Origin of the sequence: Flavobacterium sp. (assembly GCF_965277525.1) — a bacterium.
Lineage (GTDB): Bacteria > Bacteroidota > Bacteroidia > Flavobacteriales > Flavobacteriaceae > Flavobacterium.
Genome location: NZ_CBDIDC010000014.1, coordinates 248,897 through 268,613, shown reverse-complemented (window position 1 = coordinate 268,613; position 19,717 = coordinate 248,897). Strand labels below are relative to the sequence as shown.

The window sequence follows — 19,717 nt, the reverse complement described above, 5'->3', positions numbered from 1 at the left end:
AATATGAATAGAGAGAAAGTTCAAATTTTTGACACCACTTTGCGCGACGGCGAACAAGTTCCAGGATGTAAGTTAGATACTAAGCAAAAATTAGTTATCGCAGAACGACTTGATAAAATGGGAGTTGACGTTATCGAAGCTGGTTTTCCTGTGTCAAGTCCGGGCGATTTTTTATCGGTCTCTGAGATTTGTAAAATTGTAGAAAACGCAACCGTCTGCGGACTGACAAGAGCCGTAAAAAATGACATTGATGTTGCTGCAGCTGCTCTAAAGCACGCTAAAAGACCTAGAATCCACACAGGAATCGGAACATCTGAATCTCACATTCTCCATAAATTAAATACCACAAGAGAAGATATTATTGCCAGAGCAAAATACGCTGTATCACATGCAAAATCTTATGTAGAAGATGTTGAGTTTTACGCAGAAGACGCGGGCAGAACTGATAACGCTTTCCTTGCAAGAGTTTGTGAAGAAGTGATCAAATCCGGAGCCACCGTATTAAATATCCCTGACACAACAGGATATTGTTTGCCGGATGAATACGGAGCCAAAATTAAATATTTAAGAGAAAACGTAAAAGGAATCGAAAATGTGATCCTTTCATGTCACTGTCATAATGATTTAGGAATGGCCACTGCAAACTCTATTGCAGGTGCGATAAATGGAGCAAGACAAATAGAATGCACTATTAATGGTATTGGAGAAAGAGCCGGAAATACCGCTCTTGAAGAAGTAGTGATGATTTTCAAGCAGCATCCTTATTTAAATCTTGATACTAATATCAATACAAGAGAATTGAATGAGATGAGCCGACTGGTTTCTGAAAGTATGGGAATGATCGTTCAGCCAAACAAAGCTATTGTTGGGGCAAATGCTTTTGCACACAGTTCAGGAATTCACCAGGATGGTGTGATCAAAAACAGAGCAACATACGAGATCATGGATCCGCTTGATGTGGGTGTAAATGAGTCTTCGATCATTTTGACAGCGAGAAGCGGAAGAGCTGCTTTGGCTTACCGCGCAAAAAAGGTAGGTTACGAATTGACAAAAGTACAATTAGATATCGTGTATGTTGAGTTTTTGAAATTTGCGGATATCAAAAAAGAAGTTATCGACGCCGATATTCATCAAATTATTGAAGCTTCTAAAATTGAAGGAGATTTAGTTAGGAGTTAGTTGGGAAGAGAATAGAGAATAGAGAATAGAACAAAGAAGAAAAAGAAAAATAAGGATTTAAATACATAAAGAACGAGACGTTATGAATTTGAAAATAGCAGTTTTACCGGGAGACGGAATTGGACCAGAGGTAATCGCACAGGCTAAAAAAGCATTATATGCAATTGGCGAAGTGTACAATCATGAATTTGTTTTTGAAGAAGCGCTCATGGGAGCAATTGCTATTGACAAAACGGGAAATCCATTGCCGGAACAAACTTTGAATCTTTGTTTAAACACAGATGCAGTTTTATTTGGTGCTATTGGAGACCCTAAATACGACAACAATCCAAATGCAAAAGTTCGTCCGGAGCAGGGATTATTAAAACTTCGTAAAGAATTGGGCTTGTTTGCGAACATTCGTCCTATAAAACCGTACAAAGCATTAATTGACGCTTCTCCTTTAAAAAGAGAAATTATTGAAGGAGCTGATTTTACTATTTTCAGAGAATTAACAGGTGGGGCTTATTTTGGAGCTAAGACATTAAACGAAGAAGGAACACATGCTTCGGATTTATGCGAATATTCAGAAGAAGAAATCAACAGAATTGCACATTTAGCTTTTAAATCGGCACAAAACCGACGTAAAAAGTTGACAATGGTAGATAAGGCAAATGTTTTGGAAACCTCAAGATTATGGAGAAAAGTGGTTCAGAAAGTGAGTCTGAATTATCCGGATGTAGCTTTAGATTTTTTATTTGTGGATAATGCAGCTATGCAAATCATTTTAAATCCAAAACAATTCGATGTGATTTTGACAGAGAATTTATTTGGAGACATTTTATCAGATGAAGCAAGTGTTATTACGGGATCTATCGGATTATTGGCCTCAGCATCTTTAGGTGAAAAAAATGCGCTTTTTGAACCAATTCACGGTTCTTATCCTCAGGCAAAAGGAAAAAATATCGCCAATCCAATTGCTTCAATTTTATCAGCGGGAATGTTATTAGAGCATTTTGGTTTATTTAAAGAAGCTAATTTAATTTATCAGGCAGTTGAAAAAGCAATCGAATTTAAAGTCGTGACAGTTGATTTAAAACCAGATTCAAAATTTGGCACAAATGAAGTAGGGGAGTTTGTCTCTAATTTTATTTTCAGCAAAGATGACTTGTTGTATTTTAATAATGATAATGTACACATCGGGCAATCGACAATTGTTTAGGTTTTTTATTAAAATAATGAAATAAATAACAAGAAGTATGTGAAATGTTGAGATTTTATTTTTTTAGTCCTATAAGTTTTCATACTTTTGTAACACTAAAAAATAAATGATGCAAATCTCAATTATTATTACTTCTATCGTTGTTGTCAATGTGATTCACACATCTGCATCGGGAATGGTATAAATATAATTGAAAAAATATATTAGAAACCTTCCAAATACTGGAAGGTTTTTTTTTGGAATAAAAATTAAAAAAAATAATACATAATGGAATTAAATAAGTACAGCAAAACCATCACTCAAGATCAAACACAACCTGCGGCGCAAGCGATGTTGTACGGTATTGGTTTAACTGAAGAAGATTTGAAAAAAGCACAAGTTGGTATTGTGAGCATGGGTTACGATGGTAACACGTGTAACATGCACTTGAATGATTTAGCAAAAGATGTTAAAAAAGGTGTTTGGGATGCGGATCTGGTCGGACTTATTTTTAATACCATTGGTGTCAGTGACGGAATTTCAAACGGTACTGAGGGAATGCGTTTTTCATTGGTTTCCCGTGATGTAATTGCTGATTCTATTGAGACAGTTGTTGGTGCACAATGGTACGATGGTATTATTGCAATTCCCGGTTGTGATAAAAATATGCCTGGAGCTTTAATAGCAATGGGAAGAGTAAATCGTCCCTCTATTATGGTGTACGGAGGATCAATTCACTCCGGAAAATGGAAAGGAGAATCTTTGAATATTGTTTCTGCTTTTGAAGCTTTAGGAAAAAAAGTTAAAAACGAAATTACTCCGGAAGATTTTAAAGGTGTAATTCAAAATGCATGTCCCGGAGCTGGTGCTTGTGGCGGAATGTATACTGCAAATACAATGTCTTCAGCAATTGAAGCATTAGGAATGAGTTTGCCTTACAGCTCTTCCAATCCTGCTTTGAGCCAGGATAAAAGAGACGAATGTCTTGCCGCAGGAGAAGCTATTAAAATATTATTAGAAAAAGATATTAAGCCAAGAGATATCATGACTCGTAAAGCTTTCGAAAACGCAATAACAATCGTTGCTGTTCTAGGAGGTTCTACAAATGCAGTAATGCACTTAATTGCCATGGCGCACGCGGTAGATATCGAAATTACCTTAGATGATTTTCAGGCAATCAATGATAAAACACCTGTATTAGCGGACATGAAACCAAGTGGAAAATACATGATGGAGGATATTCATGAAGTTGGAGGTATTCCTTCGATTATGAAATATTTATTAAAGGTAGGATTGATTCACGGTGATTGTTTAACGGTTACCGGAAAGACAGTAGCAGAGAACTTAGCCAATACTCCGGATTTACAAGATGGACAGCAAGTAATTCATGAAATTCAAAAAGCTTTAAAACCAACAGGAAATATTCAGGTTTTATACGGAAATCTTGCTTCTGAAGGTGCTGTTGCAAAAATCAGCGGAAAAGAAGGGGAATACTTTGAAGGCCCGGCTGTTGTATTTGAAGGTGAGTTTGAAGTAATTCCAGGACTTGAGGCCGGAAAAATTAAACCGGGGAATGTAGTCGTCATCAGGTATTGTGGACCAAAAGGTGGTCCGGGAATGCCTGAAATGCTAAAACCAACATCGGCCATTATTGGCGCAGGATTAGGAAGTAGCTGTGCTCTGATTACAGATGGCAGGTTTTCTGGAGGTTCACATGGTTTTGTGGTAGGCCACATAACACCGGAAGCTTATGACGGTGGAGGTATTGCTTTAGTAAAAGATGGTGATTTAATCGCAATTGATGCTGTAAAAAATACAATCAACCTGAAGATATCTGACGAAGAATTTGCAGCTCGCGCAGCGGCTTGGGTGCAACCACCGCTAAAAGTTACAAAAGGAGTTTTGCTTAAATATGCAAGATCGGTTTCAAGTGCTTCTACAGGTTGCGTTACCGATAAATAGTATTCAATTACAATTTCAAAAATTTAATTTCAAAAATCAAAAAAGATGAAGGAATTATTGAAAGAAAATAATATAGATCTCAGCTCCCCTTCATTTGAAGTTGGGAGTGAAGAAAAAGATACCAAAATGGGAAAGATAAAAATATCAGGTGCCGAAGCCGTTATTAGATGTTTATTAGCAGAAGGAGTAGACTTGGTTTACGGATATCCCGGGGGAGCCATAATGCCTGTTTACGACGAATTATATAAATTTCAGGATCAATTGCATCATGTTTTAGTGCGTCACGAACAAGGTGCCACACATGCAGCTCAGGGATATGCCAGAGCTACAGGAAAAGTAGGGGTGGCAATTGCTACTTCAGGACCGGGTGCTACAAACTTAGTCACCGGAATTGCAGATGCTCAAATCGATTCAACGCCTATGGTTTGTATTACAGGTCAGGTTGGAAAACATTTGTTAGGCTCGGATGCTTTTCAGGAAACAGATATTATCGGAATTTCGACTCCGGTAACCAAATGGAATTATCAGGTAACTGAAGCTTCCGAAATCCCGGAAATCATTGCAAAAGCATTTTATATTGCACGTTCCGGACGTCCGGGACCTGTATTAATTGATATTACTAAAAATGCTCAGTTTGATGAGTTCGAATTTAGTTATGAAAAATGTACGGCAATCAGAAGTTATATTCCGGTTCCTAAATTAAAACTAGATAAAGTAGCCGAAGCCGCTGCTTTAATTAATAGTGCAAAAAAACCTTTTATTGTTTTTGGTCAGGGAATTATTCTTGGCCAGGCCGAAGAACAACTTAAGGTGTTTATTGAAAAATCAGGAATTCCTGCCGGCTGGACAATTTTGGGACTTTCGGCTTTGCCAACAGACCATCCTTTAAATGTTGGTATGCTAGGAATGCACGGAAATTACGGTCCTAATATGTTGACGAATGAGTGCGATGTTTTAATTGCACTTGGAATGCGTTTTGACGACCGTGTTACAGGAAATCTGAATACTTACGCCAAACAGGCAAAAGTAATTCACTTCGAAATTGATCCTGCAGAAATTGATAAAAATGTAAAAACAGAAGTGGCAGTTTTAGGAGATGTCAAAGAAGCTTTAAAAGCGCTATTGCCCTTAATTGAAAAGAATTCTCACGATGCATGGCACAATGAATTTAAGGAATTGCACAAAATCGAAGTAGAAACGGTTATAAACGAAGAATTAAACCCAACAAATAATAAAGGAATTTCTATGGGTGAAACTATGGAAATGATTAACAAACACTCCAAAGGTGATGCAATTATTGTTTCAGATGTTGGACAACACCAAATGTTTGCTTGTCGTTATGCTAAATTTAATTCTACCAAAAGTAATATTACGTCCGGAGGATTAGGAACAATGGGATTTGCTTTGCCGGCTGCAATTGGAGCTAAAATGGGAAGGCCAGATCGTGAAGTAGTTGCGATTATCGGAGACGGTGGGTTCCAGATGACGATTCAGGAATTGGGTACTATTTTTCAAACTAAAGTACCGGTGAAGATTGTCATTTTAAACAATGAATTCTTAGGAATGGTACGACAATGGCAGGAGCTGTTTTTTGATAACCGATATGCTTCGACAAATATGATTAATCCAAATTTTGTTGCCATTGCGGAAGGATATTACATTAAATCTAAAAAAGTAACCCAAAGAGAAGATTTAGATGCAGCTGTTGCAGAAATGATGGCCTCTAAAGATTCTTATTTCTTAGAAGTTATGGTCGAAAAAGAGAATAATGTATTCCCAATGATTCCAACAGGAGCATGCGTTTCTGAAATTAGATTAAGCTAAAGAAAAAAGTTTCATGTTTCAGGTTTATTTGTTTCAGGTCGTAGAACTTGAAACGTGGCACGAGGCTGAAAGCTGAACTGACGGAGCAAACCTGAAACAAAAAAAAACTAAAAAAACAAATGGAAGATAAAACATTCACCATATCGGTATATTCAGAAAATAACGTGGGCTTGTTGAATAGAATATCAGGAATATTCTTAAAGCGTCACATTAATATATTAAGCCTAAACGTTTCAGAATCAGAAATAGAAAATGTTTCAAGATTCATTATTGTGGTAGACACAACTGAAAAATGGGTTAAAAATATTGTAGGCCAAATCGAAAAACAAATCGAAGTAATAAAAGCTTTTTACCATACAGACGAAGAAACTATTTATCTGGAAAATGCTTTATTCAAAATTGCATCAAGTTTATTATTCGATGAAAAACAAATTCAGAATATCATAAAAGATAGTCAGTCGACAATTGTCACTGTTTCCCGTGATTTCTTCGTGATTTCAAAATCGGGAAGACGTTCTGAAATTGAAGAATTATATGCAAAATTTAAACCGTATGGCATTATGCAGTTTGTGCGTTCGGGCAGAATATCAGTTTCTAAACAAAAAATGGAAATTTCATCACTATTAGAAACATTCAACTAGTATCATTTTAAATTACTTATTAACTCAATTATTATAATTACACATTCATTAAATATTAAAAACAAAATGGCAAATTATTTCAATACATTACCACTTAGATTACAATTAGAACAATTAGGAGTTTGCGAATTTATGGAGCAATCAGAATTTTCAGACGGAATTTCAGCATTAGCAGGAAAAAAAGTTGTCATCGTAGGTTGTGGTGCACAAGGTTTGAATCAAGGTTTAAACATGAGAGATTCTGGTTTAGACATTTCTTATGCATTGCGTGCAGATGCAATTGCTGAAAAAAGAGCTTCTTATAAAAATGCTACTGAAAACGGTTTTACTGTAGGTACTTATGAAGAATTAATTCCAACTGCTGATTTAGTTTGTAACTTAACACCGGATAAACAACATACTGCTGTAGTTACCGCCATTATGCCATTAATGAAAAACGGTTCGACTTTATCTTATTCTCACGGATTTAATATTGTTGAAGAAGGAATGCAGATTCGTAAAGATATCACTGTTATTATGTGCGCTCCTAAATGTCCCGGATCTGAGGTTCGTGAAGAATACAAAAGAGGATTTGGTGTACCTACTTTAATTGCTGTTCACCCTGAAAATGATCCAAACGGTTTTGGTTTAGATCAGGCAAAAGCGTATGCTGTTGCAACAGGAGGACATAAAGCAGGAGTTTTAAAATCATCATTCGTAGCTGAAGTAAAATCAGATTTAATGGGTGAGCAGACTATTCTTTGCGGATTATTGCAAACCGGATCTATTTTATGTTTTGATAAAATGGTTGAAAAAGGAATTGATCCTGCATATGCTTCAAAATTAATTCAATACGGATGGGAAACTATAACAGAAGCGTTGAAACATGGAGGTATCACCAATATGATGGACCGTCTTTCAAACCCTGCAAAAATTGAAGCTTACGAAATTGCTGAAGAATTAAAAGACATCATGCGTCCGTTATTCCAAAAACACCAGGATGATATTATTTCAGGAGAATTCTCAAGAACCATGATGATTGACTGGGCTAATGATGATAAAAATTTATTGACATGGAGAGCTGCAACAGGAGAAACTAACTTCGAAAAAACAGCGCCACAAGATGCTCCAATTGCTGAACAAGAATATTTTGACAATGGAGTTCTAATGATTGCAATGGTAAAAGCCGGTGTTGAATTGGCTTTTGAAACGATGACAGAAGCCGGAATTATCGAAGAATCAGCTTACTACGAGTCGTTACACGAATTGCCATTGATTGCAAATACAATTGCAAGAAAAAAATTATTTGAAATGAATCGCGTTATTTCGGATACAGCAGAATATGGTTGTTATTTGTTTGACCATGCATGCAAACCATTATTGACTGAATTCATGAAAACCGTAGAAACTAACGTTATAGGAAAACCATTCTCAACTTCTAACGGAGTAGACAATGCTATTTTAATTGCAGTAAACAAAGAAATTCGTCAGCATCCTATAGAAGAAGTAGGGGCATGGTTGAGAGAATCTATGACTGCAATGAAAAAAATTGGATAATAAATTGGGAATTACCACACATTCGATTGTGGAATTTGCACTGTATCTCTGTTTTGTATAATATTTTGAATTAGTAAGCACTTATTAAGAAAAATGGATATAGATGCATATTGCATTCACTTAACTTCTTCTAGCAGGCTGGTTAAGTGAAGCTAATCCCTGATGAAGGGGGTATATTTAGTAAAATAGATATACTTGTTGAAGTTTCATTTTGATTAATAAAGATGCTGCTATTTTCAAAATAGAGTAGGGCATTGTAATGCAGATTACAATATTAATTGTTATTGAAATTGTTAAAAATAAAAAGGCATGATATTTATTTATCGTGCCTTTTTTGTAATACGCTTTTTTACTTGAAAAAGTAAAAATTTATAGTATCTATAGAAAAAGACAATATTTTTTTTAATATGTGTTTTTTTTTGATAAAATTTATGAATTAAATAATTTTAAGAATACGCTGATATTTAATACATTTATAAAAAAATTCCAAAAACGTATGAGTTATTATAAAATTGAAAATTTAGAACAATATTTTAAACATTACAATAAGTCAATAAGGGAGCCAAGAAAGTTTTGGGGGAAGATCGCAGAAGAAAATTTTACCTGGTACCAACAATGGGAAAAAGTAGTAGATTTTAATATGGCTGATGCGGAAGTGAAATGGTTTACTGAAGCAAAAGTTAATATTACCAAAAATTGTATCGATAGACATTTAAGCAAAAGAGGAGAAAAAACGGCTATTATTTTTGAACCGAACGATCCTTCTGAAAGTGCTTTACATATAACGTATAATGAATTATACGAAAGAGTTTCAAAAATGGCGAATGTGTTGCGCGAGCAAGGTGTTCGTAAAGGTGATAGAGTTTGTATCTATTTGCCAATGATTCCGGAATTAGCAGTTTCTGTTTTGGCTTGTGCCAGAATTGGAGCTATTCACTCTGTCATTTTTGCAGGATTTTCAGCTTCAGCGGTTTCTGCAAGAATCAATGATTGCGAATGTAAAATGGTTATTACTTCTGACGGAGGTTACAGAGGAAATAAAAATATTGATTTAAAAGGTATTGTTGATGAGGCGTTGGATACTTGTCCAACTGTTTCTAAAGTTTTGGTTGTAAAAAGAACCAATACCCAAATCAAAATGAAAGAAGGCCGTGACGAATGGTTGCAACCTTTATTAGATGTAGCTTTAGATAACAGCGTTGCTGAAATCATGGATGCTGAAGATCCGTTATTTATTTTATATACTTCAGGATCAACAGGAAAACCAAAAGGAATGGTGCATACCACAGCCGGATATATGGTTTATACAGCATATACGTTTAAAAATGTTTTCAGTCACGAAGAAAATGATATTTTCTGGTGTACAGCTGATATTGGCTGGATTACCGGTCACTCTTATATACTTTACGGACCATTATTGAATGGAGGAACAACTGTAATTTTCGAAGGTGTTCCGTCTTATCCTGATTTTAGCCGTTTTTGGGAAATTATCGAAAAACATAAAGTAACTCAATTCTATACTGCACCCACAGCAATTCGTTCTTTAGCAAAAGAAAGTTTAGATTACATCCAAAAATATCCTTTAAAATCGCTTAAAGTAATTGGATCAGTAGGAGAGCCAATCAATGAAGAAGCTTGGCACTGGTTCAATGACCACGTAGGAGATAAAAGATGTCCTGTTGTAGATACGTGGTGGCAAACAGAAACTGGCGGAATCATGATTTCCCCAATTGCTTTTGTTACTCCAACAAAACCAACTTATGCAACTTTGCCATTACCGGGAATTCAGCCTGTTTTGATGGATGAAAAACGTAATGAAATAGAAGGAAACCAAGTAGTGGGCAGTTTATGTATCAAATTCCCATGGCCTGGAATCGCCAGAACAATTTGGGGAGATCATCAGCGTTATAAAGACACTTATTTCTCTGCTTTCCCTGGAAAATATTTTACAGGAGACGGTGCATTAAGAGATGAAGTAGGGTATTACAGAATCACAGGTAGAGTAGATGATGTTGTTATTGTTTCCGGACACAACTTAGGAACAGCTCCTATCGAAGACGCAATCAACGAGCACCCTGCAGTTGCTGAATCTGCAATTGTTGGATTCCCACATGAAATAAAAGGAAATGCTTTATATGGTTTTGTGATTCTAAAAGAAACAGGAGAATACAGAGACAGAGCCAATTTAACTAAAGAAATTAATCAATATATTTCTGATCACATTGGACCAATTGCAAAATTAGATAAAATTCAATTTGTTTCCGGTTTACCAAAAACACGCTCAGGAAAAATCATGCGTAGAATTTTACGTAAAATAGCTGAAGGAGATTTCTCAAATTTTGGAGATACTTCAACTTTATTGAATCCTGAAATTGTAGACGAAATTCAGAAAGAAAGAATTTCATAATTCTTATTACATAGAATCAGAAATGCCTCTTAAAATTTAAGAGGCATTTTTTTGTCTTTTACTAATTGCAGGACTTCGACTTCGCTCAGTCTGACTATTAAAAACTTAAATTATCTTATATGGTTTAAAAATTTTACTTTATTCCCAATCTTGATTTTAATTTCAGGAACAAAAGCGCAATTTTATACGCATCTTCAGAAGATGAGTTTCTGTCGCTTTTTGGTATTTTATAGATCTCACTTAGATCATCCAGTGAAAATTGTTTATCGTTGATGTCCATAAGTTTGCGATACATCATATCTACATCCAGGGCTTCATTTTTTAATCTTCCACAATCCAGGCGCTCTAATGCAGCATTCAGCATTTCAATATCAAAATTAATATGATGGCCCACTAAGATAGAATTGCCTATGAAATTTACGAATGCTTCAATGGCATCCGGCTCAGGCATTTTGATCATTTTACTTTCAATGATAAACTCATTAGAAAGACCATTATCCTGTAAAAATTTATATTGCAGTAAAACAGCTTCAAAATTATCTTTTATAACAATGCCGTCATCAATTACTGAAAAAGCCCCTAAGGACAGGATAACATCTTTACTCGGATTTAGCCCGGAAGTTTCAGTTGATAAAACGACAAACCGGTGAGGCTTTGTTTCGAATTTAGTCAGGTATTCTTTCCAGAAATCAGGATAGTCTTTGTTGATATTTTTAATCCAGTCTAGCATACTTATGAGAATTGTGTAAGTTGAAATTTACTCTTAATCAGTTCCTCAAGGTCTCTCATTGGGGTTAAGGCATTTTTTAACTTTTCTTTGTCTGTCTTAGACATTTCTCGTAAATTAATATATTGTCCGGAATCGTCATTTTTTAATCCTTCTACAGTTCTAAATTTTGATAGCGTTAAGAATGCTTCCGCACAGCTTAAATAAATTTCCGCATTCTTAGAATCTGTTATGGCTAATTGCTTGAATCTTAAATAAGTATTTTTAATTCCTTTGATATTGGCATTTAAAATCAATAATCGGGCAGAGTCAATTAATGGCATTAATGCACGGGTTTTTATATCAAATTTTGTTTTGTGCGGTCCTTCTTCTTCAATAATAAATTTTTTGAAAAAGCTCAAAGGCGAATTTCTTTTTAAAGCGTCGTTTCCTAAAAAGTCAAAGAATAAAGTATTGTTTACAGCATTTTTGAAAATGACATTTTCTATTACTTCTTCAATTTTTGGTTCTCCAAAAACAATTTCATAGTCAAAGAAAATACTGCTTAAATCATTGCTGTTTTCACCTGGAGTATTCATCCAGCTGTTGTATTGTTTTGTCCAGTCTGTCAATGATTTACACCACAACATGTTGCTTCCCATATGTCCGTTTGGACAATACTCGTAACCTACTTTTTCTAAGATAGAAGTGGTTCTTTTGGCTAATCTTAAGAAATAATCTTTTACTTCTCTGTATTTTTCAGGTGCAACATCTTCAAAAATCAGGATGCTATCCTGATCTGTGAGCAGTAATTGTTCTTTACGTCCCTGACTTCCAATGCTTAACCATGCAAATCGGGCAGGAGGTGAGCCCAGATCTAAAATAGACAATTCTACAGCACGTTTTATGATAGCGAGGTTAATTTCACTGGCAATATTGCTGATGTGGGAAATCGGAATATTTTTCTGAATTGAATTTTGAATCAGATCAGACAAACGGTCACGTATTTGTTTTAAATCTTTTGGAAGCTGAGAACGTTTAATTTCTTTTATTAAAACACCTGGATTACTGGCCTGAGCCACAATTAAGTCATGCTCAGAAATAATTCCTTTTACAGCAGACTTACTTGTACCGTCTTTGGTAACACATAAATGCGTTACATTATGTTTTAACATTAATAATTGCGCTTCGGCCAAAGAAACGTTTTCAATCACAGTAACAACAGGCGAAGACATGATTTTATCAATAGTTTCCGTAATAGGATAACGACCTGTTGCAATTTTAGAAGATAAATCAGCATTTGTTACAATACCAATTGGATTATTTTTTTCGCAAATTATGATATTATCTACCATTGATTCCGTCATCAAAATAGCGACATCTTTGACAATGCAGTTAGATTCAGTTGTTAATGGCGAATTGTTGTAAGCAAGAGATTGAATGTATTGCATTTCTGATTGCTGATCGACATAAAAAGCAGTATCAGAAATTAATTTTCCATTAGAATTTACGTTGTCTTTTGCATGTCTTGAATTGATGGCAAAATTTTCCAGTAAAAAGTTTAAAACATCTGAATTATTCGCAACAAAAGGTCTAAAAACCGCTATAGGAATCGCATAAATAATACTTTCTTCTCGTGCTTTTGCTGTCATCATATAATTGTTTTTAGCAAAAAATGGACGTAAACCAAAAATATCACCTTCGTGACATTTGTTTATAATGGTTTCTTCAGCATCAGCAATTGTTGTTAGATTTATAACACCAGAAGCTACAACATAAAAACTATCATGAAGCAAATCGTTAATTTGAAACAATACAGCGTGTTTTTCTAAATTTATCACACGGATATTTGTAGCAATGTCAGATAATTCCTGAAAAGTTAAGTTGTCAAATGGTGGGTATTCTTTTAAAAAATCTGCAATATGCTCAGCGATTGTATTCATATGTTTGATAAATTTTTTAAAGTATCGAATGTAAAAATAATAAAATAAAGTCTTACAATGAAGCATCTTTGCGAGAATATGAATATTTTATAAGAATGCTAAATTTTCCAGATTTATAAGCTTTATAAAAGGCATTTTCTTATTTAAAATTTTATTTCTTATTTAAATTCTACTTACGAATCTGAAAGTATAGTCTTTTGCTAAGGATCGATTAACAGTCATAGAATCTTTGTTACTATTTTTTTTGATTTGTTAATAAAGAGATACGAGCTTAAGAGGGATTTTAAAATATTCTATTTTACATAATATAAATTATAGTTCAAAACGAACTATCTTAAAAGATAGGGTTGAACTCAATAATAGCTTATTAGTATAGTTTGGTTAGAATTATTTCTTTTGGAACTAAATCAGCACCGCCTCTTTTGTTAAATTGCAAACTCCCTTCATTAGCATACAGTACTGCGCTTACAGAGCCATTTTTAGATTTAATATTAATTTGGGCTTTTTCACCAAGTACATATACGTATCCCGTAATATCCATAACACCGGTAACAAATTTTTCATTGTTGCTGGTAATTTCAGCAGTTCCGTATATTTTATTGTTTGATTGCGCTATGTTTAATGTAAAAACGTATTCTTTGCTGCAATCTTTACAATTTTCATTACTCCATGTTCCGGTAAATCGATTGGTTTGTGATTGCGCTGAAAAAGAAATTAATACAAGTAATAAAATAATTTTTTTCATTATGGCTTAAAATTTTATTTAATAAATAATTTTTCAAATATAAACTAAAAAAGCATCCGCTATAACGGATGCTTTTTATTTTGAATACAATATGTATTATTTGATTTTTTTCAGGTAAACAGATTTTCCGTTTAACGCAACATTGATTTCGTTGTTTTTTTCTGAGAAAGTTGTTCTGAGTGCGTTTCCTTTAAAAATGGTAACATCACCATAAACTTTTCCGGTTTCATCAGAAACATATTCAAATAATAATTTTTTACTACCTGGCTCTATTCCAATTTTATAACTTGAAAATTTCGACGTATCTAAATTAAATTCTTGCTGTGTGTCAATAATTACGCCATCAGCATAAAAATTGGTAACTGTTTTGTTTAAAGTTATATCCGGATAATATTGGTTAACTTTCTGTAAAAGCGCGTATTGTTCAGGGCTTGCATCTTCTTTTTTTGATGTAATGGTCTGAGCAAATGAAATTGACGTAAAAATAAGAGCGAATAGTAAAGTGAATTTTTTCATAAATTTTTAAATTTTAAGGATTAATATTGAAATCAGTTTTTGAAATTCAATTTGATATAAATAGACGCCATTTCTATATAAAAAGACGTTTAATTATATAACAAGGTAGTAAATATTTACCTTTGCAGGAAATGAAATGCAATTTTTTAAGAAAATGACAACAAAAAAATATATTAAGCTCATCCTTATTTTAGGTTCTTTAACAGCACTTGGTCCTTTTTCAATCGATATGTATTTACCTGGTTTCTCAGGCATAGCCAAGGATTTACACACTACAGTTGCAAAAGTTTCTATGAGTTTATCAAGTTATTTTATCGGAATTTCGGCAGGGCAACTGCTTTACGGACCATTATTAGATCGTTTTGGAAGAAAAAAACCTTTATTTATAGGTCTTTTGGTTTATATATTAGCTTCATTAGGTTGTGTTTACGTAGCTGATATTGATTCGTTTATTCTTTTACGATTTGTTCAGGCTATCGGTAGTTGTGCGGCTACAGTTGCTTCAGTGGCAATGGTTAGGGATTTGTTTCCGGTAAAAGATATTCCAAAAGTTTTCTCCTTATTAATGTTGGTTCTTGGACTTTCTCCAATGCTGGCACCAACAATTGGAGGTTATGTAACAGAAGATTATGGATGGCATACGGTATTTTTTATTTTGATGTGTATGGGAATTGCGATTTTAATTGCTGCTATGGTTGGTTTGCCAAACAGCTATAAACCAGATACTTCAATTTCATTAAAGCCAAAACCTATTTTGGCAAATTTTTTAAAAGTACTTAAGGAACCGCAGTTTTTTACCTATGCGTTTACAGGTTCTATTGCTTTTTCAGGCTTATTTACTTACGTTGCGGCCTCCCCTATAATTTTCATGGATATTTACCATGTAGATGCCAAAACTTACGGATGGATTTTTGCTTTTATGTCTGTTAGTTTTATTGGTTCCAGTCAGTTGAATTCGGTTTTATTAAAGAAATTCTCAAGTGAACAGATGATTTTCGGAGCGCTAATTACACAATCTGTTATTGCTATAGTTTTTCTGATACTTTCCCTGAACAATCTTTTAGGGCTATACCAGACGATTACGATGCTTTTCTTGTTTTTAGGATGCCTGGGAATTTCAAACCCTAATACAGCCGGACTTACAATGGCTCCATTTGCTAAGAATGCAGGAAGTGCTTCAGCTTTAATGGGAGCAATTCAATTAGGTTTGGGAGCTTTGGCTTCATTTGCGGTTGGGGTCTTTGTAAAAGATTCTGTGGCGCCAATGGTGCTTATTATGACGGTAACAACAATTATTGCCTTTATTGTTTTAAATATTGGAAAACGTTTTATTAAAGAAAAAATTGAAGTTTCTTCCGGGGATGATGTTGTTATTGGGCACTAAAATGAATAAATTCCAATCTTTTTAAATTCCAAATTTCAAGGAGGAGAAATTAAAAACTATACCTATAAAAAAAGCCGGAATTATTAAATTCTGGCTTTTTTGTGTTCAATTAATATTCACAATCCATTGGAGTTTGAAATTTAAAATTCCGGGGATTCAAAAAATTAAGATCTTTTATCCGGCCTGATAATCATTCTGAGTGATTGATCTCTTGCAAAATAAGCAACCATCCAGTTCCAGAATGTATTTAATCTGTTTCTATAAGTAATTAAAGATATCAAGTGGATAAACAGCCAGATAACCCAGGCAAAAAAGCCTTTAAAATGCCATTTTGGACTTGGTAGATCAACTACAGCTTTATTTTTCCCGATGATTGCCATAGAACCTTTATCATTATAAGTAAAAGGTTTTAAAGCTTTGTTTTGAGTTAATGCTTTAAAGTTTTTTGCTAAATTTAGTCCTTGCTGGATCGCTACCTGAGCCACTTGCGGATGTCCGTCAGGAAAATTTTTATCTCCGGCTGTAATTGCTGTATCACCAATTGCATAAACATTTGCAAGACCATTTACTTTACTGAATTCATCTGTTGCCATACGCCTTCCGCGTCCATAACTTTCAGTTGGAATTCCTTCAAATATTTTTGCAGAAACTCCCGCAGCCCAAATTAAATTTTTGGTTTGGATGGTTTCTCCGTTTTCAAAATGTACTGTATCGTTAATATAATCTGTAACACGAGTATGAAGTTTGACTACAACCCCTAATTTCGTAAGTGCCTCTAAAGTATCATTTTGAGAAGCTTTACTCATGGGAGCGAGTAGGGCATCTCCCCCATCGACTAAATACACATTGCTGGCAGATGTTTCTAATTCAGGATATTCTTTAAGTAAGATGTTTTTACGCATTTCGGCAAACATTCCTGAAACCTCTACGCCTGTTGGCCCACCTCCGGCAACTACAATTGTTAAAAGTTTACGTCGTTTGCGTATGTCTTTTGTAATGGCAGCTTTCTCAAGGTTTTTAAGTAATGTATTACGCATTTCGATGGCATCATTTAAGGTTTTCATCGGGATGGCATTTTTCATTACGTTTTCCATACCAAAATAGCTGGTTTCAGCTCCTGTGGCAAAAACCAAATGATCGTATGTTAATTCACCGTTATTGAGGATTATTTTATTTTCGGCAGGAACTACAGATTGTAACTCGCCCAAACGAAATTGAAGGTTTTTTTTGCCTGCAAAGAATTTCCTAAAGGGATAACTGATACTAGAGGGCTCTAAAAAAGCTGTAGCAACCTGATATATAAGTGGTGGAAAAAAATTATAATTGTTTTTGTCTACAAGGGTTACTTGTATTTGAGGATGGTTTACAAGCTCTTTTGCAAGATTTATTCCTGCAAAACCACCTCCTATGATGACTATCTTCATATATGTTTTCTTTAAGTGGGGTTTGTGAAAAAAAAATTCTGCAACTTACAGCAGCAGATGTATAAATTTATCACTAATAATTCCAAATACAAAATTCAATTTACTTTATTTAACGAATTAATAAGGTTTAATTAGTTAATTTAAGCTTTATCATAATATCTGTCTGTTGGTCATTTCCCAATTTAAAAATGTGCTTGTCAAATTCAACGAAACCATTTTTTTTATAAAAAGAAATGGCTCTCACGTTATTCTCCCAAACACCTAACCACACATAGTCATTTTTTTTTTGTCTGGCAATTTCTACTGCTTTATCATAAAGCAATTGCCCGACTTTTTTACCGTGAAATTCTTTTGAAACGTATATTCGTTCAATTTCGAGGGCTTTATTGTCTTTTAATTCTGTTTGGGATTCTCCAAAATTCACTTTTAAATAACCAATTACGTCATTTTCAAGAGTAGCGAAATAAAATTCAGAATCTTTGTTATTGAGTTCAGCTGATAATTTTTCTGTAGAAAAACTTTCATCTAAATATTTTTGCATGTTTTCTTCAGAATTTGCGTCTGAAAATGTTTCCTGAAAAGTTTGCCTGCCAATTTTTTGTAATTGTGTGATTTCGTTTAATGTAATTCTTTTTACTTCAATATCTGCCATCATAATTGCTTCTATAGTGCGTTTTTACACTATAAAATTACGATATAAATTACGAAAAGAAGTGGGTTGAAATACTACTTTTTGAATTTTTTAACAGGTTTTTCAGTTACTTCGACTTTGTTTTGCAGCACGTAATTCGCCAATAATTTTTCAATTAATTCATCTTTAGTAAGATGATGAAAAACGGTCTTTACTTTTGTTTTTAAATCGTCTGAAATATCGTGATTAGGCTTTGTTTTGAAAATTTGTTTTGCCCATAAAAGCGTATTGTTTTCTTCTAAACTTACTACAGACGGTTTTTGAAATTGAGTAAATTTAATGCCTAATTCTTTTTCAAATTCCGGAATTTCAATTACTTCTTCTTGTTGCAAAACGGTCAAAGAAAGTCCCTTTGCTCCTGCTCTGGCTGTTCTTCCGCTTCGGTGAACGTAATTTTCATAGGTATCCGGCAAATGATAATTGACCACATAAGAAATTTCTTTTACGTCAATTCCTCTTGCTGCTAAATCAGTAGCAACTAATATATTAATGTGTCCCTCGCGGAATTGTTCCATGATTCTGTCACGAATTCCCTGAGATAAACTTCCGTGAAGCGCTCCCGAAGAAAAACGGTTGATCGCCAGGTTTTTTGCTAATTTATTGACTGCAGCTTTAGTTTTACAAAAGATAATACCGCGTTCGCCTTCTTTTGAATTTAAGAAATGCATCAAAACATCCAGCTTTTCGATAGGGTCAACAACGATGTATTCGTGATCAATTCCCTGGTTGCCTACAGTTTCCATGCTGGCACTAACCTGAACTACGTTTTTATCTAAGTAATTTTGAACTAGCTGCTTGATCGTTCCCGGCAAAGTAGCAGAGAATAATAAAGTACGGTGTTTTTTAGGAAGTTCAGCAACGATTTCGTCCAAGCTTTCTTTTAGAATTGAAACCATTTCATCGGCTTCGTCTAATACTAAATATTGTGCTTGTTTTAAGTCGATTGCTTTACGCTGAATCAAATCGATTAAACGTCCCGGTGTTGCTACAACAATATGTGTAGGTTGTGATAAACGCTCTATTTGAGGTTTTATTGGAATTCCGCCACAAGTTGCAGCTATAGACAGGTTTGGAATGTGTTTTCCAAAATCTTCCAAATTTCTGAATATCTGTTGTCCAAGTTCTCTGGTCGGAACCAAAATTACAGCCTGAACAATTAGAGATTCGGTATCAATCAATTGCAATAACGGTAATCCGAAAGCAGCTGTTTTACCGGTTCCGGTTTTGGCTAAACCTACAACATCATGGCTTTCAGATAAAAGCAACGGAATTGTTTTTTGTTGGATTTCTGTTGGTTCAACAATGTTCAATTCGCTTAACGCTTTTATAATTGGTGCTGAAATTCCTAATGCTGAGAATTGTTTAGACATATTTTTTATTTTAGTCCCGATAGCTATCGGGATGATTTAGAGATCTGATTTCTGCCACAGATGACTCAGATTAAAATGATTTTTTTAGAACCTTTGGTTCTTTTTCTTTTTTTACTCTCATTTTTGTCATCCCGAGGAACGAAGGATCTCCGTTAGAAGCTCGACAATTTAAGAAAAACTTTATGTTAGTTTCCTGCGGAGATCCTTCG

General features: G+C 34.4%; 15 protein-coding genes. 8 read left to right on the top strand and 7 right to left on the bottom strand.

Annotation, left to right across the window (positions count from 1 at the left end; all coding sequences use genetic code 11):
- The first annotated feature begins 3 nt into the window (after window positions 1–3).
- The 7 genes from ACQY44_RS25350 (at window position 4) to acs (ending at window position 10,729) form a co-directional block, all read left to right on the top strand.
- Window positions 4–1,179, top strand: coding sequence for a 2-isopropylmalate synthase (locus ACQY44_RS25350; protein ID WP_428233054.1), 1,176 nt, complete (start codon window positions 4–6; stop codon window positions 1,177–1,179).
- Between the two features lie 82 nt (window positions 1,180–1,261).
- Window positions 1,262–2,380, top strand: coding sequence for a 3-isopropylmalate dehydrogenase (leuB, locus tag ACQY44_RS25345; RefSeq protein WP_428233053.1), 1,119 nt, complete (start codon window positions 1,262–1,264; stop codon window positions 2,378–2,380).
- A gap of 267 nt (window positions 2,381–2,647) precedes the next feature.
- Window positions 2,648–4,321: a dihydroxy-acid dehydratase gene (ilvD, locus tag ACQY44_RS25340; RefSeq protein WP_428233052.1), complete on the top strand. Its 1,674-nt coding sequence runs from the start codon at window positions 2,648–2,650 to the stop codon at window positions 4,319–4,321.
- 126 nt (window positions 4,322–4,447) lie between these two features.
- Window positions 4,448–6,145, top strand: a complete 1,698-nt coding sequence (gene ilvB, locus ACQY44_RS25335; protein ID WP_428233187.1) for a biosynthetic-type acetolactate synthase large subunit — start codon at window positions 4,448–4,450, stop codon at window positions 6,143–6,145.
- A gap of 119 nt (window positions 6,146–6,264) precedes the next feature.
- A complete protein-coding gene (gene ilvN / locus ACQY44_RS25330) occupies window positions 6,265–6,786 on the top strand; it encodes an acetolactate synthase small subunit (protein WP_428233051.1) in 522 nt (173 codons plus the stop codon).
- 66 nt (window positions 6,787–6,852) lie between these two features.
- Window positions 6,853–8,322 carry a ketol-acid reductoisomerase gene (gene ilvC, locus ACQY44_RS25325; protein ID WP_428233050.1) on the top strand — a complete coding sequence of 490 codons (1,470 nt, stop codon included), beginning with the start codon at window positions 6,853–6,855 and terminating at the stop codon, window positions 8,320–8,322.
- 496 nt (window positions 8,323–8,818) lie between these two features.
- The gene (acs, locus tag ACQY44_RS25320) at window positions 8,819–10,729 is read left to right on the top strand and encodes an acetate--CoA ligase (protein ID WP_428233049.1); all 1,911 of its coding nucleotides are present in this window, start codon (window positions 8,819–8,821) and stop codon (window positions 10,727–10,729) included.
- A 133-nt stretch (window positions 10,730–10,862) separates the two neighbouring features.
- Here acs and ACQY44_RS25315 read toward each other — a convergent pair whose 3' ends face one another.
- The 4 genes from ACQY44_RS25315 to ACQY44_RS25300 form a co-directional block, all read right to left on the bottom strand.
- Window positions 10,863–11,459 (bottom strand): 3'-5' exonuclease, encoded by a 597-nt coding sequence (locus ACQY44_RS25315; protein WP_428233048.1) that lies wholly within the window; start codon window positions 11,457–11,459, stop codon window positions 10,863–10,865.
- A 2-nt stretch (window positions 11,460–11,461) separates the two neighbouring features.
- On the bottom strand, window positions 11,462–13,378 hold the full coding sequence (locus ACQY44_RS25310) for a DUF294 nucleotidyltransferase-like domain-containing protein (RefSeq protein WP_428233047.1): 1,917 nt from the start codon (window positions 13,376–13,378) through the stop codon (window positions 11,462–11,464).
- Between the two features lie 367 nt (window positions 13,379–13,745).
- A complete protein-coding gene (locus tag ACQY44_RS25305; protein WP_428233046.1) occupies window positions 13,746–14,123 on the bottom strand; it encodes a hypothetical protein in 378 nt (125 codons plus the stop codon).
- A 96-nt stretch (window positions 14,124–14,219) separates the two neighbouring features.
- Entirely contained in the window at window positions 14,220–14,639 is a 420-nt protein-coding gene (locus ACQY44_RS25300) for a hypothetical protein (protein ID WP_428233045.1), read from the bottom strand.
- A 154-nt stretch (window positions 14,640–14,793) separates the two neighbouring features.
- On the opposite strand from ACQY44_RS25300, the gene ACQY44_RS25295 reads away from it, so the two are divergent.
- Entirely contained in the window at window positions 14,794–16,023 is a 1,230-nt protein-coding gene (locus ACQY44_RS25295) for a multidrug effflux MFS transporter (protein ID WP_428233044.1), read from the top strand.
- Between the two features lie 164 nt (window positions 16,024–16,187).
- Here ACQY44_RS25295 and ACQY44_RS25290 read toward each other — a convergent pair whose 3' ends face one another.
- From ACQY44_RS25290 to ACQY44_RS25280, 3 genes are all read right to left on the bottom strand, one after another.
- On the bottom strand, window positions 16,188–17,447 hold the full coding sequence (locus tag ACQY44_RS25290) for an NAD(P)/FAD-dependent oxidoreductase (protein ID WP_428233043.1): 1,260 nt from the start codon (window positions 17,445–17,447) through the stop codon (window positions 16,188–16,190).
- A 127-nt stretch (window positions 17,448–17,574) separates the two neighbouring features.
- A complete protein-coding gene (locus ACQY44_RS25285) occupies window positions 17,575–18,099 on the bottom strand; it encodes a GNAT family N-acetyltransferase (protein WP_428233186.1) in 525 nt (174 codons plus the stop codon).
- A 74-nt stretch (window positions 18,100–18,173) separates the two neighbouring features.
- Window positions 18,174–19,508: a DEAD/DEAH box helicase gene (locus ACQY44_RS25280; RefSeq protein WP_428233042.1), complete on the bottom strand. Its 1,335-nt coding sequence runs from the start codon at window positions 19,506–19,508 to the stop codon at window positions 18,174–18,176.
- Window positions 19,509–19,717: the final 209 nt, after the last annotated feature.